At 71.8% G+C, this 24,078-nt stretch carries 21 protein-coding genes; 7 read left to right on the top strand and 14 right to left on the bottom strand.

Annotated elements, in window-relative coordinates:
- Positions 1–18: 18 nt before the first annotated feature.
- From ACWDR4_RS27385 to ACWDR4_RS27355, 7 genes are all read right to left on the bottom strand, one after another.
- Entirely contained in the window at positions 19–1,041 is a 1,023-nt protein-coding gene (locus ACWDR4_RS27385) for an ArsR/SmtB family transcription factor (protein ID WP_450412584.1), read from the bottom strand.
- Positions 1,042–1,083: 42 nt separating this feature from the next.
- A complete protein-coding gene (locus ACWDR4_RS27380) occupies positions 1,084–2,022 on the bottom strand; it encodes an ATP-binding cassette domain-containing protein (RefSeq protein WP_450412682.1) in 939 nt (312 codons plus the stop codon).
- A 42-nt stretch (positions 2,023–2,064) separates the two neighbouring features.
- Positions 2,065–2,286: an MbtH family protein gene (locus ACWDR4_RS27375; protein WP_450412582.1), complete on the bottom strand. Its 222-nt coding sequence runs from the start codon at positions 2,284–2,286 to the stop codon at positions 2,065–2,067.
- A 141-nt stretch (positions 2,287–2,427) separates the two neighbouring features.
- Positions 2,428–3,978 carry an amino acid adenylation domain-containing protein gene (locus tag ACWDR4_RS27370; protein WP_450412580.1) on the bottom strand — a complete coding sequence of 517 codons (1,551 nt, stop codon included), beginning with the start codon at positions 3,976–3,978 and terminating at the stop codon, positions 2,428–2,430.
- 119 nt (positions 3,979–4,097) lie between these two features.
- Positions 4,098–4,745, bottom strand: coding sequence for a 4'-phosphopantetheinyl transferase family protein (locus ACWDR4_RS27365; protein WP_450412578.1), 648 nt, complete (start codon positions 4,743–4,745; stop codon positions 4,098–4,100).
- Positions 4,730–5,581, bottom strand: a complete 852-nt coding sequence (locus ACWDR4_RS27360; protein ID WP_450412576.1) for an alpha/beta hydrolase — start codon at positions 5,579–5,581, stop codon at positions 4,730–4,732. The genes ACWDR4_RS27365 and ACWDR4_RS27360 overlap by 16 nt, the downstream gene beginning before the upstream one ends.
- A complete protein-coding gene (locus tag ACWDR4_RS27355; RefSeq protein WP_450412574.1) occupies positions 5,578–6,270 on the bottom strand; it encodes a tryptophan 2,3-dioxygenase family protein in 693 nt (230 codons plus the stop codon). Before ACWDR4_RS27355 ends, ACWDR4_RS27360 begins: the two co-directional genes overlap by 4 nt.
- 249 nt (positions 6,271–6,519) lie before the next feature.
- Between ACWDR4_RS27355 and ACWDR4_RS27350 the strand changes: the two genes are divergently transcribed.
- The 3 genes from ACWDR4_RS27350 to ACWDR4_RS27340 all read left to right on the top strand — a co-directional run bounded on the left by ACWDR4_RS27350 (position 6,520) and on the right by ACWDR4_RS27340 (position 9,595).
- Positions 6,520–6,720 (top strand): hypothetical protein, encoded by a 201-nt coding sequence (locus ACWDR4_RS27350; RefSeq protein ID WP_389348495.1) that lies wholly within the window; start codon positions 6,520–6,522, stop codon positions 6,718–6,720.
- A gap of 32 nt (positions 6,721–6,752) precedes the next feature.
- Complete coding sequence (locus ACWDR4_RS27345; RefSeq protein ID WP_450412572.1) at positions 6,753–9,080, top strand: TOMM precursor leader peptide-binding protein; 2,328 nt, start codon at positions 6,753–6,755, stop codon at positions 9,078–9,080.
- A gap of 302 nt (positions 9,081–9,382) precedes the next feature.
- On the top strand, positions 9,383–9,595 hold the full coding sequence (locus ACWDR4_RS27340) for a hypothetical protein (protein WP_450412570.1): 213 nt from the start codon (positions 9,383–9,385) through the stop codon (positions 9,593–9,595).
- Here the strand turns inward: ACWDR4_RS27340 and ychF are convergent.
- Complete coding sequence (gene ychF / locus ACWDR4_RS27335) at positions 9,585–10,673, bottom strand: redox-regulated ATPase YchF (RefSeq protein WP_450412569.1); 1,089 nt, start codon at positions 10,671–10,673, stop codon at positions 9,585–9,587. The two genes, ACWDR4_RS27340 and ychF, sit on opposite strands and share 11 nt — an antisense overlap.
- Before the next feature lie 242 nt (positions 10,674–10,915).
- Here ychF and ACWDR4_RS27330 point away from each other — a divergent pair, with 242 nt between their 5' ends.
- Positions 10,916–11,470 carry a DUF6542 domain-containing protein gene (locus ACWDR4_RS27330; RefSeq protein WP_450412567.1) on the top strand — a complete coding sequence of 185 codons (555 nt, stop codon included), beginning with the start codon at positions 10,916–10,918 and terminating at the stop codon, positions 11,468–11,470.
- Between the two features lie 54 nt (positions 11,471–11,524).
- On the opposite strand, the gene ppgK is transcribed toward ACWDR4_RS27330, so the two are convergent.
- The 6 genes from ppgK to ACWDR4_RS27300 all read right to left on the bottom strand — a co-directional run bounded on the left by ppgK (position 11,525) and on the right by ACWDR4_RS27300 (position 17,761).
- Positions 11,525–12,271, bottom strand: coding sequence for a polyphosphate--glucose phosphotransferase (gene ppgK / locus ACWDR4_RS27325; RefSeq protein ID WP_450412565.1), 747 nt, complete (start codon positions 12,269–12,271; stop codon positions 11,525–11,527).
- 29 nt (positions 12,272–12,300) lie between these two features.
- The gene (locus ACWDR4_RS27320; protein ID WP_450412564.1) at positions 12,301–13,338 is read right to left on the bottom strand and encodes a 4-hydroxy-3-methylbut-2-enyl diphosphate reductase; all 1,038 of its coding nucleotides are present in this window, start codon (positions 13,336–13,338) and stop codon (positions 12,301–12,303) included.
- Positions 13,339–13,710: 372 nt separating this feature from the next.
- Positions 13,711–14,718: a DNA-3-methyladenine glycosylase family protein gene (locus ACWDR4_RS27315; protein WP_450412563.1), complete on the bottom strand. Its 1,008-nt coding sequence runs from the start codon at positions 14,716–14,718 to the stop codon at positions 13,711–13,713.
- A gap of 72 nt (positions 14,719–14,790) precedes the next feature.
- Entirely contained in the window at positions 14,791–16,137 is a 1,347-nt protein-coding gene (locus ACWDR4_RS27310; protein WP_450412680.1) for a coenzyme F420-0:L-glutamate ligase, read from the bottom strand.
- Positions 16,138–16,190: 53 nt separating this feature from the next.
- Positions 16,191–17,150 (bottom strand): 2-phospho-L-lactate transferase, encoded by a 960-nt coding sequence (gene cofD, locus ACWDR4_RS27305; RefSeq protein ID WP_405537111.1) that lies wholly within the window; start codon positions 17,148–17,150, stop codon positions 16,191–16,193.
- An 80-nt stretch (positions 17,151–17,230) separates the two neighbouring features.
- Positions 17,231–17,761 (bottom strand): cysteine dioxygenase, encoded by a 531-nt coding sequence (locus tag ACWDR4_RS27300; protein WP_450412560.1) that lies wholly within the window; start codon positions 17,759–17,761, stop codon positions 17,231–17,233.
- Between the two features lie 682 nt (positions 17,762–18,443).
- Here ACWDR4_RS27300 and ACWDR4_RS27295 point away from each other — a divergent pair.
- From ACWDR4_RS27295 to ACWDR4_RS27285, 3 genes are all read left to right on the top strand, one after another.
- Complete coding sequence (locus tag ACWDR4_RS27295; protein WP_010034659.1) at positions 18,444–18,707, top strand: WhiB family transcriptional regulator; 264 nt, start codon at positions 18,444–18,446, stop codon at positions 18,705–18,707.
- Positions 18,708–18,915: 208 nt separating this feature from the next.
- The gene (locus ACWDR4_RS27290) at positions 18,916–22,584 is read left to right on the top strand and encodes a glycosyltransferase (RefSeq protein ID WP_450412559.1); all 3,669 of its coding nucleotides are present in this window, start codon (positions 18,916–18,918) and stop codon (positions 22,582–22,584) included.
- Entirely contained in the window at positions 22,581–24,068 is a 1,488-nt protein-coding gene (locus ACWDR4_RS27285; RefSeq protein WP_450412557.1) for a DUF5719 family protein, read from the top strand. Before ACWDR4_RS27290 ends, ACWDR4_RS27285 begins: the two co-directional genes overlap by 4 nt.
- The last annotated feature ends 10 nt before the right edge of the window (positions 24,069–24,078 follow it).

The following is a 24,078-nucleotide window of genomic DNA, read 5'->3' as shown; positions in this document are numbered from 1 at the left end:
GGAGGGATCGACGGAACTTCAGGCGGCCGGAGTCGTGCGTGCCGTCAGGTCGGTCACCGGGCGCGGCTCACGGTGGCCCACCGCCGCGCCGGCCGGGCGGCGGGGGGCCGGGACCCCCACGGCGGCCGGTTTCGCCGGGCGGGGGGAGATTCCCCTGAGGAGGGCGACGCCGAGAGGGGTCAGGGTGTGCAGCACCGTGTTGCGGATGCGGCGGGTGGTGATGAGGCCCGCCCGGCGCAGTACCGCGGTGTGCTGGCTGGCGCCCGCCGCCGAGATGCCGAGCCGGTCCGCCAGCTGGCTGGTGGTGCAACTGCTGCGCAGGGCGTGCAGCGCGGCGGCCCGGGTCTGCCCGACCAGGGCGCCGAGCGACTGGCCACTGTCGTCCGGCTCGTCCCACAGCCCGGTCGCCTGGTGGGTGTCGGGCGGCGCGGCGAAGGCGAGCACGACCGGACCGTTGTCGTCGAGGCGGCGGGTGACCCTGCCCGGCCGGTGTGCCAGGAACACGGACGGAGCGAGCACCAGACCGCGCCCGTCGAGGCGGATGTCCTCGTCGGGGCCGTCGTGGATCTCGAGGACCGGAGCACGCCAGGTGATCTTGGAGTGCAGGGTGGTCAGGAGCAGTTCCACCCCGCCGGCCATCAGTACGCGGCCGCGGGCCTCGCACTCGGCCTCCAGATAGGCCCGTACATGCTCCCAGTACGGTGCCACGGCGACCCGCCACACCAGCGACAGATCGCCGGCCGCCGGGTGGAAGGGCGGACCGGGCGCGTTCCGCGCGGTGGAGGCGTCGGTGCCGACGTAGCGGCCACCGCGTTCGATGAGGTCGATCAGCCCGTCGAGTCCGGGAGCGGCGCTGCCGCCGGTCAGCGGGAGCGGCCACTGGGTCAGCCGCTCCCCGACCTGGCTGCGCCAGCGGGCGAACGGCGCACCGACGCCGCGCCCGAGCAACCCGTACGCGAAGGCGCTCTCCACGAGCGGGCCGACGGTCGTCCGCAGCCGGACCCGAGCGAAGTCAGCAGGGATGAAGTGGATTCGTTGCATGGTGATGCCCCCGTTGGTCGCGCTGCTGGCGGCAACCGCCGCTCAGGTCGACTTGCCGGTGAGGGAGATGAAGACGTCGTCGAGGGTGGGTCTGCGCAGGGCGAAGTCGGCGACGTCGACACCTGCCTGGCGCAGCGCTGCCGCAGCGGTCTCGATGCTCTGTATGCCGTCGCTCAGGACGATCGACACGGTGCCGTCGGCGAGGTCCGCGGACGGCTCGCCGGGGGCGACGCGGCGCAGCGCGTCGGCAGCCCGCGCCACGCTCTCCGGCCGGGTGAGGGACACTTCGAGCCGCTCCTCACCCGCTGTGCGTTTGAGCTCCTCCGGGGTGCCCTCGGCGATGACCCGGCCGGTGTCGATGACCGCGATCCGGTCGGCGAGGACGTCGGCCTCTTCCAGGTACTGGGTGGTCAGGAGCACGGTCACACCGTCGGCGACCAGCTCCTTCACCGCGTCCCACAGCCGGGAGCGGCTGACCGGGTCGAGGCCCGTCGTCGGCTCGTCCAGAAAGAGGACGGACGGCCTCGCCACCAGGCAGGCCGCCAGGTCGAGGCGGCGCCGCATACCGCCCGAGTACGTGCGCGCCGGGCGGTCGGCGGCACCGGTCAGCTCGAACCGGTCGAGCAACTCGGCCGCCCGAGCGCGCGCGGCACCCCGGCCCAGGTGGGTCAACGTACCGATGAGGACGAGGTTCTCCCGTCCGGTGAGCATGTCGTCCACCGCCGCGTACTGTCCGGCGAGCCCGATGCGCCGCCGTACCTCGGCCGGTTGACGCACCACGTCGTAGCCGGCGACCCGGGCCCGGCCGCCGTCCGGTTCGAGCAGGGTCGAGAGCATTCTGACGGTGGTCGTCTTGCCCGCCCCGTTCGGACCGAGCAGGCCGAGCACGGTTCCCGACGGCACCGCCAGGTCGACTCCGCCCAGCGCTTGTCGTCGCTCGTACCGCTTGCACAGGCCCTCGGCCTCGATCGCCCATTCCACCGCTGCCACCGCTGCTCCTCCGCCCTGACTCGGCCGGGCTCGTCAGGCGGCCGGAGCGTCGGCGGACGGGCCGCGCAGGCTGCGCGGGCGCAGGTCGGTCCAGTGCTCCTCCACATACGCGAGCGCCTTGTCGCGCGAGCTCTCGTCGAGGGCCACCGTCCAGCCTCCGGGGCGCTCCGCGAAGGCGGGCCACAGGGAGTGCTGGCCCTCGTCGTTGACCAGCACAAGGAAGGTTCCGTCCGGGTCGTCAAAGGGGTTCGCCACGTCACACACTCCAGGTCGTGTCGGTTTCGGTCGCCGGTTGTCGTCCACCGGTTCATCGAGGATCTCGACCTGCGCTGACGAAACGCTGACTGCTCACTGATGTGCGCCGCGGGCGACCTGGTGGTGGGCGGCCGGTCCCGTTCAGGCCACGCGCGACCTCGTCGCCGCGACGTCACGCTTGCCGTTGGCGTTCACGACGATCTCCGGCACGGTGTGCACGGCCTCCGGCACCAGGGCGGAGGGCAGCACCGTCGTGAGCGCGGAGCGGACGGCGTCGGCCAGGCCGTCGACGCCGCTCGCCGCGACAGGCCGTACGAACAGCTCCAGCGTGTCGATCGGGCCGCGCACGACGTCGAACACCGCGTCGGCGACACCCGGCACGGACAGCACGTGGTGGCGGAGTTCCCCGAGTTCGATCCGGTGACCGTTGACCTTCAACTGGTCGTCCGCGCGCCCGAGGTAGAGCAGCGTGCCGTCGGGCCGCAGCTCCACCGTGTCGCCCGTGCGGTAGGCACGCCCGGCCGCCCCGCCTAGCTCGGCCTCGTCGATGAACCGCTCGCCCGACGGCTGCGGGCCCAGGTAGCCGGCCGCGACCGCGCGTCCGGCGATGACCAGTTCGCCCGGGCTGCCCTGCCCCACCGGACGCAGTTGGTCGTCCACGACGTACGCCCGGGTGTTCCAGGCGGGCCGGCCGATCGGCACGGTCGGCGTCGCGGGCAGCGTCGCACGGTCGAAGGGGAACGCACAGCAGCCGATGGTGGTCTCGGTCGGACCGTAGTGGTTGACGAGCCGGACCCCGTCGAGGCGGTCGCCCAGCGAGGCGATGAGCGCCGGGTCGAGGCCTTCGCCGCCGAACATCAGCAGCCGCGTCACCCGGTCGTAGCGGGGCGGCTGTGCGAGGACGTCGAAGAAGCGGGCGTGCGAGGGAGTCATCTTCACGAACGTGTACTTCTCCGGGCGCTCGCCGAACAGCGTCTTCTGGTCCCACAGCCCGGCGACGGTCACGACGGTGCGGCCCTGCGCGAGCGGGAGCCACAGCGACGTCATCGCCAGGTCGAAGCCGAGGCTGCCGAACAGGGGGCTGCCGGTCCCCTCGGAGCCCACCAACTCGCCGCACCACGAGACGTAGTTGGCAAGCGAGGCGTGCGGCACCCGGACGCCTTTGGGGATGCCGGTCGAGCCGGAGGTGAACACGACGTACGCGATGTCCTCCGGGCCCGGCAGGGTGGCGCTCCGGTCGGGGGCGTCGGCGTCCGGCAGGGCCGCGATGTCGATGAACGGTATGGATCGGGCGGGCAGTCCCCCGGTCGCGTCGGGTCCCGAGTGCAGCAGCGCGGTGGGAGTGGCGCCGGCGAGTACGGCGGCGGTGCGCTCGCCGGGGTGCTCCGGGTCGATGGGCACATAGGCCGCGCCGAGCGCCATCACCGCGAGGGCTCCCGCGACGGTGTCCGGGGTCCGCGCGGCGATGAGGGCCACCCGGTCCCCCGCGACGACGCCCGCCTCGCCCAGGGCGGCGGCCACGACGAGGGCCCGCCGCCACAACTCCCGGTAGGTGAGCGCACGGTGGGCCGACCGCACCGCCACGGTGTCGGGCCGGGTCCGCACATGCCGTACGACCATGTGGACGACGGACGCCTCCTCGACGGGGCGCACCGCGCCGGACACCGAGCTGGGGTGGGGTACATGGACCATGACGGGGCTCCTGGGTGCGGACGGGTCAAGGACGGCGGCGCGGTCTTCCGGACGATCGTCAGCGTAGGAACACACGGCCGCCCGGACCACGCTCTTAAGCCCCCGCCGAAACTCACCGGTCAGCCGTCGAAGGCGACGGCCACCAGAAGCCCGTCCCTCGCGAGCCAGCGGCCGGTGAAGTCACGCCGGTCCGGGACCAGGACGGTGGCTCGGAAGGTGTGGTCGGCCGGGTCGAACGCCACCGACACGTCCCGGAAGGTCAGTTCGGTCCCGGTGTCCGGGAACCACGCCTTGTAGACCGCTTCCTTCGCACAGAACAACAGCCGGTCCCAGCAGGCGAGTCGGGAGTGCGACGCCTCCAGCGCCGCCAGCCGTTCGCGTTCCCCGGGCAGCGAGACCGTGCCGAGCACACCCTCGCGCAACGGGCGCCAGGGCTCGGCGTCCACCCCCAGTGCGCGCACGTCGTACTGCCGCGCCACGACGGCAGCCCGGTAGCCCCGGCAGTGCGTCATGCTCCCCACGACCCCATCGGGCCAGCGCGGCACCCCCTGCGCGTCCGGTATCAGGGGCACGGGGGCGTGGCCGAGCGCGGACAGGGCGCGGCGGGCGCAGTGCCGGACCGTGGTGAACTCGCGGCGTCGCCCCTCGCTCACCCCGGCGACCGCGGCCCGCTCCTCGGGGTGCAGGGCGTCGTCCGCCGCGTCGGCGCGGGCCTCGGCCCCGGCGACGTACGACGGCAACAGCCTCTCGATCAGTGGCCGTTGCACAGGATGCCCAGCACCGCGGCGCCCAGCACCGTGTCCGGGTCCGCGAGGTCGAAGGGCAGGTCGAAGTGGTGGCGTCCGGGTACGACGAGATCGGTCACCTCGGTGCCGCCCTCGCGGGCGGCACCGACGAACTGGTGGTGCTGCGCGGTGAACGCATCCGTCTCGTCCTCGCCCAGGGCGACGACGAGCCGGGGAAGCCGGGTGGGCATGCGGTGCAGCGGGCTGCAGTCGCGGGCCTCGTCGGCGTCCATGCCGAGGGCGTCGTTGACGTAGGTGTGCCGCAGGGGCTCCAGGTCGTAGACGCCACTGATCAGCGTCGCGGAGGTGATCGTTCCGGAGAGGCGAAGGGCGTCGGCGTCCAGGAGCGTGCTCGCGACGAGGTGGGCCCCGGCGGAGTGACCGCCGAGGTGAACGGCCCTGGGCGCTATGGGCAGCTGGGCCCGGCCGGTGCAGATACGGCGCAGTGAGTCGCCGACGGCCGCGGTGATCGCGCGCAGGCGGTGACGCGGCGCCAGGCCGTAGCCGAGCGCCGCGAAGGAGATGCCGGCGGCCAGGAAGTCCCGTGCGGCGAAGGCCGCTTCGGACTTGCTGAGTTCCTGCCAGTAGCCACCGTGCACGAACACGAACAGGGGGGCGTGCGGGTCGGGCGCCGGGAACAGGTCGAGCCGCTGCTCGGGCAGGGGGCCGCAGGACACGTCCAGGTGGACGGGGAGATCGGCGCGGGCGCGGGCGCTGTCAGTGGCGTACCGGGCGAGGTGGACGTCGAGGTCGGTGACGCGCGAGCTGGGCGAGTACTCCCGGTCGAGGCCGGTGCGCGCCGTGTCGGGCGCGGTCACTGCAGTGGGGTCCAGACCTCGGGCAGCATCCGGCGCAGGGCGGCACGCCACAGGTAACCGGCGCCCTCGGATCCGGCGGTGCCCACGGCCGTGCCGAGGAATCGCTCGGCAAGCACAGCGTGCCGGGCTCGCCAGACGGCCGCGGCGTCGTCGAACTCGAGGAGGGCCAGCCGCACTCGTTCGGCGGCCGCCCGGTCCGCGCACGTGTCGACGAAGTCCCCGTAGGCCTCGGCCACCGTCCGTTCCCCGAGCCGCGCTTCGAGCCGCGCCCGGTCCTCCTCGGTGAAACCGTCCGTGGTCAGGTAGCGGGAGTCGCGCAGGCCGCAGAGGAACTCGATCTCGCGGAACTGCGCGGACTGGAATCCGCTGGCGTCGCCCAGGGCTGTCCTGATGCCCTCGAACGCGGCCGGGGTCAACGTCGCGAGCCCGTCGAAGTGCCGGGTCAGCGTGGCCATCAGCCGCGGCAACGGGGCCGCCCTGCGCACGGCCTTGTCCGCGTCGCCCGTGTCCAGGGCCGCGCGTATCTCCTCCAGATGGCGCAGGGCGACGGCGAAGAGGATCTCGCAGGACTGGTGTGTGGCCAGGAAAAGGACGTGGTCCACATCGTCGTCGTGGACGCGGGCAGTCCGCAACAGCTCGTCGAGCCGAAGCACTTGGCCGTAGGGCGGGGAGGCGGTCTCGGCAATCACGGGGGCCTTCTTCCTCGCGTACGGAAGCAGAAAAGGAGCGTCCCGTGAGCCTGCCACGCGACGCCGGACGGATCACCGTGATCAAGCGGAGCCTTAAAAGGCCACCTCCGGCCCCACGTGAGTTCTTCATCTCGCAGTGATGACACCGGCACTGTGCGCAGCGAGGCCGACTTCGCAGAATCTTCCATGGAGCAGAACGCAGCACCACCGAGGCCAAGGAACACACACCACACCAACGAGGGATGAGACATGAACCTGCTTTCCTCCGGCATTCAGTTGAAGGCCGACAGCGCCGTTCCCGCCCGCCCCGCCCGGTCCGCCCGGTCCGTCCTCGTGATCGAGGAACTCGACTCGGCGGCGGACCACATGGTCGCGCTCTCCACGTTCTGCATCCAGGCCGAGAGCGCTGTCCCGGCCGCCGCGCGGAGGGCCGGGCGGCTCGGCGCGTGACCCCTTCCGACGTACGGAAGGACGGGTCCCCCGTGCTCGCTGCGGGGGACGGTGTCCTGGTGGGTTTCAAGAGCCACCTCCGCCCCACGGTCCTGCCGGACGACGCGACGTACCTGGTGTCGCGCCGCGGCGTCACGGCACTGCACGGCCACCCGGCAGAGGTCCTGGTGCCGCTTCTGGACGGTACGCGCAGCCCGCATGCCGTGCTGCGCGAGGCCGCCCCGGAGCTCGGCATCGAGGACGCCGAGGCGGCACTGCGTGCCCTGGACGGTGCGGGTCTGCTGCGGTTCGACGTTCCCGAACCGCAGCACACGGACCCGGCCGCCGAGGCGTACTGGGACCTGATCGGCCTGGACGGCGGCCGAGCCGCGGCCACCGTCGCGGGCGCCACCGTCGCGGTCGAGGCGCTGCCCGGAGTGGCGGCGGATCCCGTGGCGCAGGCCTGTCGCGCCGAAGGGATCACCATCTCCCCGCCCGGCACCGACGCCGACCTGTCCCTCGTCCTGTGCGACGACTATCTGTCACCCCAACTCGCCGCGGTGGACGCGGCACACCGCGCCGCCGGGCAGCCATGGCTGCTCGCGAAGCTGTGCGGGGCGGACCCGTGGGTCGGTCCGGTGTTCCAACCGGACAACGGCCCCTGCTGGCACTGCCTTTCCGTACGGCTGCGCGGGCACCGCCACTCGGAGGTGCCGGTGCAGCGGGCCCTCGGGCTCGACGGGCCGCTCCCTCGCCCCGTCGCGTCCCTGGCCGCAGGACGTTCTCTCGCCATCGGCATCGCCGTCCTGGAGACGACGAAGTGGCTGGCCGGGGTACGCGATCCGGAGCAGGGCCACATCCACACGATGGACACCGTCCGTCTGCGCACCGCCTCGCATCCGGTGAGTCGACGCCCGCAGTGTCCCGAGTGCGGGGACGCGGATCTGATCGCCCGGCGGGTGCGCGCCCCGTTCCGGCCGGTCACACGCCTCAAGGCCGTCACCGTCGGCAACGGCCACCGGGCGCTGACGGCACAGCAGATGCTCGGCACGTACGGTCATCTGGTGAATCCGGTGACCGGTGTCGTCAAGGAGATCAGAAAGGCGCCCGGCTGCCCGGACTTCGTCACCTCCTACGTCTCCGGTCACAACCTGGCGATGGGGTCCGCGACGCTCGCCGGGCTGCGCTCCGGCCTGCGCGCGCTCAGCGGCGGCAAGGGCCTGAACGAGACGGAGGCCCGCGCCAGCGCCCTGGGCGAGGCGGTGGAGCGCTACAGCGGAACCCGGCACGGTGACGAGCCGGTGGTACGGGACTCCTACCGCGGCCTCGGCTCAGCGGCCGTGCACCCGAACGACTGCCAGCTGTACGCGGACCGGCAGTACGCCCAGCGGGAGCTCTGGAACGCGACCCACTCCCGGTTCCAGCACGTCAGCGCCCCCTTCGACGAGACACTGCCCACCGACTGGACCCCCGTCTGGTCCCTGACCCACAACACCCGGCGTCTGTTGCCCACTTCGATGCTCTACTTCGCGGGCGCGGGAACAGGGACACGGACAGGGACAGGAACACGGACGGGCCCAGGGACCGCCACCGAGATCATCGACGACGGCCTGTGGGCCGACTCGAACGGCAACGCCGCCGGCAGCAGCCCCGAGGACGCCCTCCTGCAGGGCTTCCTCGAACTGGTCGAGCGGGACGCGGTCGCCCTGTGGTGGTACAACCGCACCCGGCAGCCCCTGGTCGACCTGGACGCCTTCGACGAGTCCTACGTGGAGCGGCTGCGCCACGGATACCGGCGCGTCCACCGGGAGATCTGGGTCCTCGACCTGACCTCGGACTTCGGGATCCCCGTCATGGCGGCGCTCTCCCGTCGCATCGACAAGCCGGCCCAGGACGTCATCTTCGGGTTCGGCGCCCACTTCGACCCGCGGACGGCACTGCGGCGCGCGCTCACCGAGATGGGGCAACTGCTTCCCGCGGTGTCCGACGTCCTGCCCGACGGGTCCGGATACCGGATCGACGACCCCGAGCCGACGCGCTGGTGGCGGCACGCCACGGTCGCCAACCAGCCCTACCTGACGCCGGATCCGCAGGTGACGCCGCGCGGCCCCGGACACTGGCCGACCCCGCACCGCCCCGACCTCCTCGACGATGTGCACGCGATCACCGAACTGGTCCACGCCACCGGTCTGGAACTCCTGGTCCTCGACCAGCTGCGTCCCGACCTGGGCCTGCCGGTGGTGAAGGTGATCGTGCCGGGCCTGCGGCACTTCTGGGCCCGGTTCGCGCCTGGCCGCCTGTTCGACGTGCCGGTGGCGCTCGGTCGTCTCCGAGAGCCGACCTCGTACGAGAAGCTGAACCCGACACCACTCTTCGTCTGACAGCGGCGGAACATCCTCACAGCTGCCGAAGGTCCCGTACCCACCACTGTTGGGCACGGGACCTTCGGCATCGAACCGGTTCAGCGTCCGGCGGGGCGGCGGTCCCAGGGTGCGCCCGCCCGAAAGAGCCGGGGGCAGTCCAGACGTCGGCATCGCGTCACCGCCAGTGACGCCGCATACGGGCTCTGCCCAAGGACCGGCCCGGACTCGTCCGCGCTCGTTACCGCTTCCATCCCTCGGGACCAATCGCGAAGCCGCTGATCCCGCCGTCGAGAGTGCGGCCACAGGGAGGGCTGAAGCCCATGAAGGATGGCAACGCATTCCACGTGATGCGTCATCAGGAACAGGCCGATCGAAGCCCGGACGATCAATCTGTGACGGCCTCGCTTTCGAGGCAGTCACAGAAGACGAAGCGAACGGCCGACGCCCGACTGAACCAACCCGGCATCGCCGGCCAGCCGTACTTCGGAATCCTGTTTCCCCAGGTCAGCGACGTGGTGGAGTTCAGACGTTGAAGCGGAACTCCACCACGTCCCCGTCCTGCATCACATACTCCTTGCCCTCCATACGGGCCTTGCCCTTGGCGCGGGCCTCGGCGACCGAGCCCGTTTCCACCAGGTCCGCGAAGGAGATGACCTCGGCCTTGATGAAGCCCTTCTGGAAGTCGGTGTGGATCACACCGGCCGCCTCGGGGGCCGTCGCGCCCTTCTTGATGGTCCAGGCGCGGGATTCCTTGGGACCGGCCGTCAGGTAGGTCTGCAGGCCCAGGGTGTCGAAGCCGACGCGGGCGAGGGTCGCCATGCCGGGCTCCTCGACGCCGACCGACTCCAGGAGCTCCTTCGCGTCCTCCTCGTCGAGCTCGGCGAGGTCCGCCTCCAGCTTCGCGTTGAGGAAGATCGCCTCGGCGGGGGCGACCAGGGCGCGCTGCTCGTCCTTGAAGGCTTCGTCGACCAGTTCGTCCTCGTCGACGTTGAAGACGTAGAGGAAGGGCTTCGTCGTCAGCAGGTGCAGGTCGTGGAGGAGTTCCTCGTTGCCCGAGCCCTGGACGATGCCCTGGGAGAACAGGGTGTCGCCCTTCTCCAGGATCTCCTTCGCCGCCTCGACCGCCGCGACCTTCGGACCGATGTCCTTCTTGATGCGCGACTCCCGCTGGAGGCGCGGCAGGACCTTCTCGATCGTCTGGAGGTCCGCGAGGATCAGCTCGGTGTTGATGGTCTCGATGTCGTCCTTGGGCGAGACCTTGCCGTCGACGTGCACGACGTTCTCGTCCTGGAAGGCGCGGATGACCTGGCAGATCGCGTCGGACTCGCGAATGTTCGCGAGGAACTTGTTGCCCAGGCCCTCGCCCTCCGAGGCGCCCTTCACGATGCCCGCGATGTCGACGAAGTCGACGGTCGCCGGAAGGATCTTCTGCGAGCCGAAAATCTCGGCCAGCGTCGCGAGGCGCGCGTCCGGGACGCCGACCACGCCGACGTTCGGCTCGATCGTGGCGAACGGGTAGTTGGCCGCCAGCACGTCGTTCTTGGTCAGGGCGTTGAACATGGTCGACTTGCCGACATTCGGCAGACCGACGATTCCGATCGTGAGCGACACGTTGCGACTTCCCGTACGAGAGGAGGGTGAGGAGGGTGGAGACCGTCCCTCAGTCTACGGGCTGTCGTCACCCCTGCCCGGCGCCGTATCGAACGCTTGCCCAAGGCCTGTTCGTGAGTCTGGTCGTCAGTCTGTTCGCGGTCCGTGCGTCGGTGTGTCCTGGGCGCTGTCAGGCGCGGCTTCGACGTGTCCCGGCGTGTCTGAGGGGCTGCTCCGTGCACAGGCCGACCTAGGTTGGTCCAGTGGAGCAACACAGGATCCGACACCGTCCCCCGCACTCCGGCCCGGCCCGGCCCGTACGCGGCGCCCGGGGAGGCACGGGGCAGGCGGCGGCCGGATCCCGGCGTCCCGCGGCCGGTGGCCGACGGCCCGCTCCGCCGGTCGTGCAGGCCCTGCGGCGGATGCCGAACCCCCGGCTCACCGGGCTCGGCGGCGGACTGTTCTGCGCCGCGCTGATGTTCGCGCTCGGCTGTCTCGACCAGCTGCTGTTCGGGGCGTCCCTGACGGCGTACGGCGTGCTGTTCCTGCCGGTGTGCGTGCTGACCGCGGCCTGGGTGCGGGGCGCGGACCTGGTGACCGCGCCCGTCGTCGTCCCCATCGCCTTCACCGTGGGCCTGCTGCCCGTGGCCGACGGCGACGGGGTCTTCGCCCGCCTGATGGGCATCGTCACCGCACTCGCCACCCAGGCCGGGTGGCTGTACGGGGGGACACTCGTCGCGGGCGTCATCGCGACCGTCCGGAAGGTGCGCCTGATGAACCGGCGGCCGGACCGGAATCGGGCAGGCAGGACCGCGTAGGCCAGCCCTCGGTCACTCCCGGCCGACCGCCCCCTCACGCCCCCTTACGTCTCCTCACGCCTCCTTGGCCGCCCGCATCGCCGCGCCCACGATCCCCGCGTTGTTCTGCAGCTGCGCCGGGACGATCTCCGCCTTGATGCCCTCGATCAGCGGCAGGAACTTGGCGGACTTGCGGCTGACTCCGCCGCCGATGATGAACAGCTCCGGGGAGAACAGCATCTCCACGTGCGCCAGATACTTCTGCACGCGGTGGGCCCAGTGCTCCCACGTCAGTTCGTTGTCGTCCTTGACCTTGGTGGACGCCCTGGTCTCCGCGTCGTGGCCGTGCAGCTCCAGGTGACCCAGTTCCGTGTTCGGGACCAGGACGCCCTCGCAGAAGAGGGCGCTGCCGATGCCCGTACCGAAGGTAAGGAGGATGACCGTGCCTCTGCGGTCGCGTCCGGCGCCGAACTGCATCTCGGCGACGCCCGCCGCGTCCGCGTCGTTCAGCACCGTCACCGGGAGGCCGCCCAGCCGGTCGCTCAGCAACGCGCGCGCGTCCGTGTCGATCCAGTTCTTGTCGACGTTCGCCGCCGTACGGATCGTCGAGCCGCCCGTCACCACGCCCGGGAACGTGATCCCGACCGGGCCCGTCCAGCCGAAGTGGCCGACGACCTCCTTCACGCCGTCCGCCACCGCGTCGGGCGTGGCCGGGTGCGGGGTCAGCACCTTGAAGCGCTCCTCCGCGAGGTCGCCCCTGTCCAGATCCACAGGGGCGCCCTTGATCCCTGACCCGCCGATGTCCACGCCAAAGATGTGCATGGCTCTACGTTACGGCGTACGACTGACAGTCACTCACCCGAGGGGGGCGTAGTGGTGGTGGCGGGGGTGACGGGGGCGGACCCCGTGCGCTGGGCCACCAGTTCCGCCGCCTCCGCGCGCAGGTCGCGGCGCAGTTCCTTCGGCAGGGAGAACGTGATGGACTCCTCCGCCGCCTTGACCAGCTCCACGTCCTCGAAGCCGCGCTGCGACAGGTACTCCAGGACCTGCTCCACCAGGATCTCGGGGACCGACGCGCCCGAGGTGACGCCGACCGTCGACACGCCGTCCAGCCATGCCTCGTCGATCTCGTCGGCGAAGTCCACGAGGTACGCCTCGCGGGAGCCGGCGAGCTTCGCGACCTCGACCAGACGGATCGAGTTCGAGGAGTTCTTGGAGCCGACGACGATCACCAGCTCCGCCTCCTCGCCCATCTGCTTCACCGCGAGCTGGCGGTTCTGCGTGGCGTAGCAGATGTCGTCGCTGGGCGGGGAGATCAGCTGCGGGAACTTCTCCTTGAGGGCGTCGACGGTCTCCATCGTCTCGTCCACGGAGAGGGTGGTCTGGGACAGCCAGACGACCCTCGACGGGTCGCGGACCTCGACCTTCGAGACGTCCTTGGGACCGTCCACGAGGGTGATGTGGTCGGGGGCCTCGCCGGAGGTGCCGATGACCTCCTCGTGGCCCTCGTGACCGATCAGGAGGATGTCGTAGTCCTCCTTGGCGAAGCGGACGGCTTCCTTGTGGACCTTGGTGACGAGGGGGCAGGTCGCGTCGATGGTCGCGAGCTTGCCTGCGGCGGCCTCGTCGTGGACGACGGGGGCGACGCCGTGTGCGGAGAACATGACGATCGACCCCTCAGGGACCTCCGCGGTCCGCTCGACGAAGATCGCGCCCTTCTTCTGGAGGGTCTGTACGACGTACTTGTTGTGCACGATCTCGTGCCGGACATAGATGGGGGCCCCGTACTGCTCCAGGGCCTTCTCGACGGCGATCACGGCGCGGTCCACGCCCGCGCAGTAGCCCCGGGGGGCGGCGAGCAGGACACGGCGGCCAGGCGAAGCGGTCATGTCCACCATCGTAAGGCCGCGGTTGGCGGGGTGGCGATTGTGCGCTTTTCGCCCCCGCCGCCCTTACCCGTCCCATCCTCGGGGGCTGCGCCCCCGAACCCCCGCCACGGCCCTGAACGGGCCTTGTCCTCAAACGCCGGACGGGCTGGGGGTGCGGGCCGGCGCTGAAAGGTCAAGCGCCGCTCGGCGTTCGAGGACAAGCACGCTCAGCCCACCCTTTTCCCCGCCCACCCGCCCCCGCCGCACTTCAGCACCGGCCCGCACCCTCCAGCCCGTCCGGCGTTTGAGGACGAGCGCGTTCAGCGCGACAAAGGGGGGTCTGGGGGCGCAGCCCCCAGAAGGATGGGACGGGTAAGGGCGGCGGGGGCGAAATCAAAGCCGCCCAATATCCCCCTTGCGCATCCGAGGCCCCCGCCGCCCCGGCACCCTCCCACTCAGCAGAATCAACCGAGCCGCCCGATGCCGCTGCCCCGCATACGGCTCCAGCAACGACAACATCACCTCATCATCCGCATCCCGATCCCCCGCCAACGCGAACCCCACAATCCCCGGCAGATGCAGATCCCCCACAGTCACCGCATCCGCCGCCCCATGACTCCGCTGCACCACCTCCGCCGACGTCCACGGCCCCACCCCCGGAACCACCTCCAGCCGAGCCCGAGCCCGCTCCGGATCCAGCGCCACAGCCTCCTCCAGCCGCCCCGCGACCCGAACCGCCCGCAGAATCGTCGAGGCCCGCTTGTTGTCGACGCCGGCCCGATGCCACTCCCAGGACGGAATCAGAGCCCAGTCCCGAGCAGCAGGCACAACGAACAACCCTTGGGGAAGGCCTTCGGGCCCAAGCGCAGGCTCCCCGAACTTCCGCACGAGCAACCGCCAAGCCCGATAAGCCTCGTCGGTGGTGACCTTCTGCTCCAGCACGGACGGAATCAGCGACTCCATGACCAGCCCGGTCCGGGTCAGCCGCAACCCCGGCCGCCGATGCCGGGCGAGCGCGACAACCCGGTGCCGAGGCACGAACGCCTCGGGATCGTCGTCCGCCCCCAGCAACCCGGGCAACCGCTCAAGCAACCACTCGGCCCCGGGCCCCCAGGCCTCCCCCCGAACGACCCCGTCCCGCAGAGCGACCCGCAAGGTTCCGGGCCCGTCAGGCGTACGACTGGCCCGCCACACGGACCCGTCGGGCGTTGCCCGGAACGTGGGATCACCCGGCCCCCGCCGCAACGGCCCCAGAACGAGCCCGAGATCGAGCGGCACACCGGGCGCCCAGGTCCGAGCGAGCCCCGAAGCAACGGCCTGCCGAGGCACTCCGCCGGGCACGACGACATGCCCACCCCGCACGGTCGTACGAGTGGGCCGAGGAGCGAACCGTCCTGCCACGAAAGCCGTCCCTAACCGGAGGAAACAAACCCTTAAGGGGACAGAAGCCAGAAGCCCCCACCACCCCCAACCTCACCGAACCTCGACAAACGCCCCCGCATCCCGATCCACCCGAGCCCGCGGAGCCTCCGCCGGATGCCCGACCGCGATCGCCCCCATCGGATCCCACCCGGCCTCCAGCCCCAGCACCTCCCGCACGACATCCCGGCAGAACATCGTCGACGACACCCACGCCGACCCGAGCCGCTCCCCGGCGAGCGCGACAAGGAAGTTCTGCACCCCGGCCCCGGTCGCGACCACGAACATCTCCCGCTCGGCCCCGTCCCGCCGAGCGTCCCCGTACGTGTGCGACCCGTCCATCACCAGACAGGGCACCACGAGATACGGCGCCCCCCGCAGCACCTCACCCCGCCGCACCCGCTTCTCGATGGACTCCTCGCTCTTCCCGTCCCGCCGCAGATCCGCGATCCAGGCGTCCCGCATCGCATCGAGCAGCTCGGTCCGCGACCGCTGCGACTCCAGCAGTACGAAGCGCCAGGGCGTCGTGTGATGAGGAGCGGGCGCGGTGACAGCGGCGGCGACCGCCCGCCGTACCGCACCGGGGTCGACGGGCTCGTCCGTGAACGCCCGCACCGTACGCCGCTGGGTCACCGCCTCCCGTACGGCCTCCGACGTACCGAGCCGGAACATGTCGTCGCGGGCGTCGCGCACCAGCGCCCGAGCCCCCGCCTCCTCGCCGCCGTCGGTCACCACATGCGCCAGCCCCCGCACGACGGAGACGGGCAGCCCCGAGGCCTTGCCCTTGACCAGATCCCCGGCGGCGGCCAGCTCGTCGGCGGTCGCCACGACGGTCGCGGAGAGCGGATTGCCGTACGCGTCCGTGCCCCCGCGCAGATCGTCGAGCACCTGCACGCCGGCGGCGCCGATCGCCACGTCCGTGAGCCCCGCGCGCCAGGGTCGCCCGAAGGTGTCGGTCACGACGACCCCGATGTTGACGCCCAGGGCGTCCCTCAACCCGTCCCGGATCGCCCGCGCGGACGCGTCGGGATCCTCGGGCAGCAGCAGGACCGTCCCGGAAGGCGTGTTGGAGGCGTCGACGCCGGCCGCGGCCATCACCAGCCCCTGCCGGTTCTCGACGATTCGCAGTGGGCCACGCCGGGCGACGACCCGTACGGTCTCGGCGTCGATGGCGGCCTCCCGGTCCACCGCCTGCACGACCCGCCCCTCGGCCTTGGACACGATCTTCGAGGTGACGAGCAGTACGTCCCCGTCGAGCAGCCCGGGCCCCGCAGCGGCGGCGATGAGCTTCGCGAGATCGTCCCCGGGCTGAACCTCGGGCAGCCCACCCAGGGCCCACACCCGATACCCGCCATCGACACCACCACCGATGGCACCACCACCGACGGCACCGCGACCAATGGCACCCTCAGCGGCCCCACCGACCGCGCCGCCTTCACCGAAAAGCTCACCGCTCACGCGCCCCGCACCTCCTCCGCCAGCGCGAGCGCCTCACGGGCCATCTGCGCCGACGCCTCCACGTCCGTCATCATCAGCGGCACGGCACGGCAGCGGATGCCCGCCGTCTCCACCCGCTCCACCGCGCCCGCGTCGACCGTGTCGACGAGCCAGCCGTCCAGCAGCCCCGAGCCGTAGTGCTCGGCGACCGCCGCGGCCGTGGCCTCCACGCCGACCGCCGCGAGCACCTTGTCGGCCATCCCGCGCACGGGCGCGTCCCCGACGATGGGGGAGAGGCCCACCACGGGCACCCCGGCCTCGGCGATCGCCTCGCGGATCCCGGGCACGGCCAGGATCGTGCCGACGGACACGACCGGGTTGGACGGCGGGAAGAGGATCACGTCGGCGTCGGCGATCGCCTCCAGGACCCCCGGCGCCGGCTTCGCCTGCTCCGCGCCGACCGGCACGATCGCCTCGGCCGGCACGGACGCCCGCAGCCGTACCCAGTACTCCTGGAAGTGGACCGCCTTGCGCTCGCCGTCCACCTCGACGGCGACATGCGTCTCCACGCGGTCGTCGGACATCGGGATGAGCCGCACCCCGGGCTTCCACCGGTCGCACAGTGCCTCGGTGACGGCGCTCAGCGGATAGCCCGCGCCGAGCATCTGCGTCCGCACGATGTGCGTGGCGAAGTCCCGGTCGCCGAGGCCGAACCACTCCGGCCCGACACCGTACGCCGCCAGCTCCTCCTTCACATGGAAGGTCTCGTCGGTTCGCCCCCAGCCCTGCTCCTCGTTGATGCCGCCGCCGAGCGTGTACATCACCGTGTCGAGGTCGGGGCAGACCTTCAGCCCGAAGAGGTGAATGTCGTCCCCGGTGTTGCCGATGACGGTGATGTCCGCGTCCGGCACGGCCCGCTGAAGACCGCGCAGGAACCGGGCACCACCGATGCCGCCTGCCAGAACCACAATGCGCATGCGGACAAGTCTTGCAGGCGGGTACGACAACGCGTCCCCCGGTCGTGGAGACCGGTCTCACACGAGTACGACCCCGCTCCTCAGCCGGTCACGGCCGCCGACGGCGCGCAGCGCGCCGCGTGCATCGGCATCTCCGTCAGACCCGGGTAGTAGACGTGCAGGCTCACGGCCGGTTCGAGCGCGTCGTTGACCACCTCGTGGACGTACCCCGGAGCGAACACCCTCCCCCAGTCTCGGCTTCGCTCGACCGGGGGGACCCCCACCGCACCCGCCCGCAACGCGCGCGTGCCGCGCTCCGTCCGCTCCGTCAGCTGACCGTCCAGGACCGTCAGGACGCCCGACGAGCCGCCGTGGTCGTGCAGCCCGCTGCCCTGGCCCGGGACCCAGGACAGCAGCCACACCTCGTAGCCGGGGCCGGTGCGCAGCCGGTGGTACCAGCGCGAGGTCGCGTCGTACTGGACGAGGTGCGCCCACTGGGAGCGGTCCTCGGCGATGGTGCGGGCCAGGCCGACGAAGTCGGCGACGGTGGCCGGGTGCTCGCGCGGGGCCTGGAGGAGGTGCGGTACTTCGAGGATGTCGCCGGCGATCTGGAGGTCGCTGTCGCTGTTCATGGATGCGGAGGTCCTCGGCGGGAGAAGTGTGGGGGCTGGCTGGGTGTCGCGTACCGTCCGCCCGGGTCGCGGGCGGGAAGGCCGGGAAAAACAGAGCCCTGATGTGGGCTTCGGGGGGAACAGCAGCCGAGTCGCGGTGGACTCAAGGGCAGCCGGAGCGCGTTGGGCTCAACAGCTGGAACAGCAACAACAGCTACAGCGAGCAGGGGCAGCACCGGGGGACCGCACGGGGCGGGTCGAGGTGAGTGCCGAGTTCGCGAGCATGCCCACAAGAACAGCGGTTCACACCTTCACTGTCAACTCGACGCCCGGTATGTGGGACATGTTTCACCTCATCCGGTTCATCTCCGAGGTGAAAGGTTTGTGCGTGCACCTTCGGGGACACATGGCGCACAACCAGGCGCACCGATCTCGGAACGAGATCGAACTTCTGGGCGTCCTCTCCCGTACAGGCTCTGTGCGGGGGCGGTCGTCCTCCAGGGGCCTCCTCTGCCTGTCAAGGTTTATGCCGATTTGAACACTTTCCGCATGGCCTTGGTTCCGCAGAGTGAATAAGGGGCCCAATAGCAGATCTCGGCTTGACTCGCCCGGAGCAGCACACTTGTAATTTCACTCGTGTCGTTCGGCCGATATCGGTTGACGGCAACCTCACGGGGACGCGAAAGACGGACGAGGGGCGCACATGACCGAGACGGTGCAGCAACTGCTGGTCGACGACGCGGACGAGGAACTCGGCTGGCAGGAGCGCGCGCTGTGCGCCCAGACCGACCCCGAGTCCTTCTTTCCCGAGAAGGGCGGCTCGACCCGCGAGGCCAAGAAGGTCTGCCTCGCCTGCGAGGTCCGCTCCGAGTGCCTCGAGTACGCCCTCGCGAACGACGAACGCTTCGGCATCTGGGGCGGCCTTTCCGAGCGCGAACGCCGCCGGCTGAAGAAGGCCGCCGTCTGAGGCGTACGGCACCGGGCTCCACGTAAAAGGCACAACGCAACGCAAACGCAGGACAGCGCAGCGAACGGCCCGTCGCGGGTGGGTTATCCACAGGCGGCGGGCCGCTGTGGTGCCCAGCCGCTAGTGTGGCTGCTCGTCCGAGACGCCCCGCCGCTCACAGAGGGCTCAGGCGTCCACCACAGTCCACCGAACCGGGGCCCGTACCTCGATGTCCGCGCACAGCCACACGGCAGCCGACTACGGCACTGCCACCACGCCCGAGTTCCCGCGTCACGTGGTGACCGCGGTGCTGGTCTCCCACGACGGCGCCCGCTGGCTGCCCGACGCGCTCGCCGGGCTGCTCGGCCAGGAGCGCCCGGTGCAGAACGTCATGGCGGCCGACACCGGCAGCGCGGACGACTCCGCCCAGCTGGTCACCGACGCCCTCGGCGCCGACCGCGTCCTGCACCTCGCCCGCCGCACCGGCTTCGGCCAGGCCGTCGAGGAGGCCAACCGCACCGCGCCCGTCCTCACCCCGGACGAGCTGACGTACCTGAAGCGCCCCAGCGGCTGGGACCCCGTCACCCGCAGCTGGCGCGACGACGCGTACGACATGCCGGAACTGCCCTACGGGGAGCCGGTCCAATGGCTCTGGCTGCTGCACGACGACTGCGCCCCCGACCCGGACGCCCTCGCCCAGATGCTGCGCGTCGTGGAGACCGAGCACGAACTGGGCCGCGGGGACGACATCGCGGTCGTCGGCCCCAAGCTGCGCGGCTGGTACGACCGCCGACAGCTCCTCGAAGTCGGCGTCACCATCGCCAACTCCGGCCGCCGCTGGACCGGCCTGGACCGCCGTGAGCAGGACCAGGGCCAGCACGACCACGTCCGCCCGGTGCTGTCCGTGTCCACCGCGGGCATGCTCGTACGCCGCGACGTCTTCGAGGAACTCGGCGGCTTCGACCGCCGGCTGCCCCTGATGCGCGACGACGTCGACCTGTGCTGGCGCGCCACCGCCGCCGGCCACCGGGTTCTCGTCGCCCCCGAGGCGGTCGTACGGCACGCCGAGGCGTCCTCCCGCGAGCGCCGCACCGTCGACTGCGTGGGCCGCACCTCCGCGTCCCCGCACAAGGTCGACAAGGCCGGCGCCGTCTACACCCTGCTCGTCAACAGCCGTACGGCACAGCTGCCCTGGGTGCTGCTGCGCGTGGTCCTCGGCACCCTGCTGCGCACCGTGGCGTATCTGGTCGGCAAGGCACCCGGACAGGCCGTCGACGAGATCCGCGGCCTCCTGGGCACCCTGCTGCGGCCCGAGCGGATCATCGCCGGGCGTCGCCGCAGAGGCGTTCCGCAGATCGACAAGGGCGAGCTGCGCGCACTGTTCCCGCCGCCCGGCGCGACCGTGCGGGCCACCATCGAACAGGCCGCCGGCGAGTTCGGCGGACGCTCCGACCCCGAGGTGACCTCCGGTGCGGGGCGGCACGGCGGCGCGGTCGAGTCGGGTCCCGGGGGTGACGACGCCGACTTCCTGGAGGTCGAGCAGTTCGTCCGGCTCAAGCGCGTCGCCCGCAAGCCCGGCCCGGTGCTCTTCCTCGTCCTCCTGTTCGTCTCGCTCGTCGCCTGCCGTGAACTGCTCGGCGGCGGTGCCCTCGCGGGCGGCGCCCTGCTGCCCGCCCCGGCCGACTCCGCCGAACTCTGGGCGCGCTATCTGGACGCCTGGCACCCGGTGGGCGTGGGCGACACCTCGTCGGCGCCGCCCTATCTGGCGCTCGTCGCGATGCTCGCCTCCACGCTGTTCGGCTCGACGGGCCTCGCGGTCACCGTCCTGCTGATCGCCTCGGTGCCGCTGGCCGGCTTCACCGCGTACTTCGCCTCCCGCCCGCTCGTCGAATCGCGCCTCCTGCGCGCGTGGGCGGCCGTCGTCTACGCCTTCCTGCCCGCCGCCACCGGCGCCCTCGCGGGCGGCCGGATCGGCACCGCCGTACTCGCCGTCCTCCTCCCGCTGGCGGCCCGCGCGGGCATCGCGGCCAGCGGTCTGACGCACGCCTCGGGAGCGCGCGGCAGCTGGCGCGCCACCTGGGCGTACACGCTGCTGCTGACGGTCACCACCGCCTTCACGCCGATCGTGTGGCCCATCGCCCTGCTGCTCGGCGTCGCGCTCCTCGTCGTACGACGAGGCGAGATCACCGCCTACGGCCTCCGCTTCCTGGCCCAGCTCGGCGTACCGCTGCTGGTCCTCGCGCCCTGGTCGCTCTCCCTGCTCCCGTTCGGCTTCTTCCAGGAGGCCGGCCTGGAGTACGGCTCCGGCACCGCGGGCGCCCTCGACCTCCTCAGCGCCAACCCGGGCGGCCCCGGCACGGTCAGCGGACTGATGCTCATCGGCGTCGTGCTGGCGGCGCTGGCCGCCCTGCTGCGCACGGAACGCCAGTTCGGCATCTGGACCGCCTGGGCGGTCGCCCTGGTCGCGCTCGTCTTCGCGGTCCTGTCGAACAGTTCGGCGTGGGCCGGCCCCGCCACCCTCGTCTACGGCCTCGCCCTGCTGGCCGCCGCCGCGCTCGGCGCCGACGGGGCACGCTCGCGCGTGGCCGAGCAGAGCTTCGGCTGGCGCCAGCCGGTCGCCGCGCTGATCGCGTTCGCCGCCGCCGCGGGCCCGCTGCTGCTCGCCGCCGGCTGGATGATCCGCGGCGCCGACGGCCCCCTGGAACGACGCGACCCCGTTCAGGTGCCCGCGTTCGTCGCCGAGGAGAGCGGTACCCGCGACCAGGCCCGCACGCTGGTCCTGGCCAGCGACTCCACCGCCCGCGTCGGCTACACCCTCGTCCGTGGCTCCGGCGCCCGTCTCGGAGACGGCGAACTCGCCGCCGAGAGCGGTGAGAACGCGCTCCTCGACAAGGTCGTCGCCAACCTCGTCGCGGGCTCAGGCGCCGACCAGGCCGACGAACTCGGCGGCTTCGCCGTGCGCTACGTCCTCGTCCACCGGGGCGCGCCCCGCCAGGTCAGCCGCGTCCTGGACGCCACGCCCGGCCTGAGCAGGCTCAGTCAGCAGGACGGCGGCGCGCTGTGGCGCGTCGACCAGGAGGTCTCGCGCGCCGCCATCGTCCCGGCGTCCGGCTCCGGCGAGGCGCAGCCCGTCGCCGCCGGACCCGTCGACATCCACACCACGATCCCGGCCGGCTCCGGCAGCCGCGTCCTGCGCCTCGCCGACTCCGCCGACGAGGCCTGGACGGCCACCCTGGACGGCAGGCCCCTCACCCCCACCACCCTCGACGGCTGGGCCCAGGGCTTCGAGCTTCCCTCCTCCGGAGGGAAGCTGGACGTCACCTTCGACACCCCGATCGGCCACACCGCCTGGCTGTGGGCGCAGGGCTCGCTCGCCGTCGTCCTCGTCGTCATGGCCCTGCCGGGCCGGCGCCGGGACGTCGACGACGACCTGCCCGAGGAAGAGCGCGAGATCCCCGCCCAGGCCACCACCGGCGAGGGCCGCCGCGCCCGCCGCCTGCGCGCCCAGGCGGAGGCCGACCAGGCCGAACAGACCGACGAACAGGCCGAGTTCCCGACGGACGTCCCTCCCCCCGCGGAGGAGGTCCCGGCGGCGGTCCCGCAGCAGCAGCCGTACGGCGACGAATGGAACACCGCGGCCTACACGGGCACCCAGTACGACGGCTACAGCGCCGACCAGTACCAGAACACCCAGCAGTACCCGCCGGGCACCTACGACCCGGCGTACCAGGGCGATCCGTACCAGAACGGCCAGTACGACCCGTACGCGTACGGCACCTCGCCCCAGCCGACGGCCTACGACCAGACGTACACCCAGGGCTACGACCCCGCGTACGACCCGGCGCAGCCACACCAGCCCCACCCGCAGGGTGAGCACCCCGACGGGAGCCAGCAGTGAACCGCACCACCATCTCCCTGATCGCCGGCACGACCGCGCTCGCCGCCGTCACCGGGTTCGCCTCGCTCAGCACACCGGACACGGCCGACGCGGGCACCGCCAAGGCAGCCGCCCAGCTGCCCGTGGAGCGCACGAACCTGCTCTGCCCGGCTCCCAGCACCTCCGACCTCGCGGACACGACGTACACGTCCTTCACGCCCGTCACAGAGGGCACCGGGAGTGACGGCAAGGCCGAACTGGCCGCCGCCACCGCCGAGTCCGCCACCGGAGCGAAGGGCAAGGCGAAGGCCGTCAAGCCCGTCCTCACCCCCAAGGAGCCCGGCAAGCCGGTCACCGGGGACACCTCGGGCGGTGACACGCCCGCGTTCGTCGGCACCGCCGAGGGCAGGTTCGCGCCGGGCTGGGCCGTGCAGGAGACCACCGAGGTCGCCGCGGGCACCGGACGCGGCCTGCTGGGCATCAACTGCACCGTCCCGGACACCGAGTTCTGGTTCCCGGGCGCAAGCACCGCCGCCGACCGTACGGACTACGTGCACCTGACCAACCCGGACGACTCCGCCGCGGTCGTCGACATCGAGCTGTACGGCACGGACGGCACCCTCAAGTCCGACGTGGGCGAGGGCATCACCGTCCCGCCGCACGGCAGCGAGCCGATCCTGCTGTCCACGCTCACCGACGCACCGCAGGCCGACCTCACCGTGCACGTGAGCGTGCGCAGCGGCCGGGTCGGCGCGGCCGTCCAGGCCCTGGACGCCAAGACCGGCGGCGACTGGCTGACCGCGTCCGCCGAACCGGCGGGCAGCCTGGTCCTGCCGGGCATCCCCAAGGACGCCACCTCGGTGCGCCTGATCGCCTTCACGCCCAGTGAGAGCGACGCCGACCTGAAGGTGCGCCTGGCCTCCCCGAACGGCCTGATCACCCCGGCCGGGAACGAGACGCTGCACATCAAGGCGGGCATGACCGCCGCCGTCGACCTCGGCGACGTCACGCGCGGGGAGGCCGGCTCCCTGGTGCTCACCCCGACCGACAACTCGGTGCCGTTCGTCGCCGCCCTGAAGGTCGTACGCGGCAAGGGCGCCAACCAGGAGACCGCGTTCATCCCGGCCACGGGCCCGGTCTCCGCGCGCGCGACGGCCGCCGCCAACACCGCCAAGGGCACCACGCTCTCCCTGACCGCCCCCGGCAGCGCCGCCCAGGTCAAGGTCACGGCGTCCGTGGGCAGCGAGGGCGGTACGGCGGCGACGAAGACGTACACGATCAAGGGCGGCACCACCCAGGACGTCGAACTCCCGGTCCCGGCCGGGCTGAAGGGCACGTACGCGCTGACGGTCGAGCGGGTCTCCGGAGGCGCCGTCTACGCGTCCAGAACCCTCGCGGCCCCGGCGGACGGCGTCCCGGCGTTCACGATCCAGACGCTCCCGGACGACCGGGGGACGGTGGCGGTGCCGGACGCGGAGCAGGATCTGTCGGTCCTGCAGAAGTGACCGCCCTTGG

This window comes from Streptomyces sp. NPDC000878, assembly GCF_053599695.1.
This window is presented reverse-complemented; position numbering and strand designations above follow the sequence as displayed.

Coding starts and splice junctions, on each gene's coding strand:
- ACWDR4_RS27385 (WP_450412584.1), bottom strand. CDS start 1,041: ATGCAACGAATCCACTTCATCCCTGCTGACTTCGCTCGGGTCCGGCTG.
- ACWDR4_RS27370 (WP_450412580.1), bottom strand. CDS start 3,978: ATGGTCCATGTACCCCACCCCAGCTCGGTGTCCGGCGCGGTGCGCCCC.
- ACWDR4_RS27350 (WP_389348495.1), top strand. CDS start 6,520: ATGAACCTGCTTTCCTCCGGCATTCAGTTGAAGGCCGACAGCGCCGTT.
- ACWDR4_RS27340 (WP_450412570.1), top strand. CDS start 9,383: ATGAAGGATGGCAACGCATTCCACGTGATGCGTCATCAGGAACAGGCC.
- ppgK (WP_450412565.1), bottom strand. CDS start 12,271: ATGCACATCTTTGGCGTGGACATCGGCGGGTCAGGGATCAAGGGCGCC.
- ACWDR4_RS27320 (WP_450412564.1), bottom strand. CDS start 13,338: ATGACCGCTTCGCCTGGCCGCCGTGTCCTGCTCGCCGCCCCCCGGGGC.
- cofD (WP_405537111.1), bottom strand. CDS start 17,150: ATGCGCATTGTGGTTCTGGCAGGCGGCATCGGTGGTGCCCGGTTCCTG.
- ACWDR4_RS27300 (WP_450412560.1), bottom strand. CDS start 17,761: ATGAACAGCGACAGCGACCTCCAGATCGCCGGCGACATCCTCGAAGTA.
- ACWDR4_RS27295 (WP_010034659.1), top strand. CDS start 18,444: ATGACCGAGACGGTGCAGCAACTGCTGGTCGACGACGCGGACGAGGAA.
- ACWDR4_RS27290 (WP_450412559.1), top strand. CDS start 18,916: ATGTCCGCGCACAGCCACACGGCAGCCGACTACGGCACTGCCACCACG.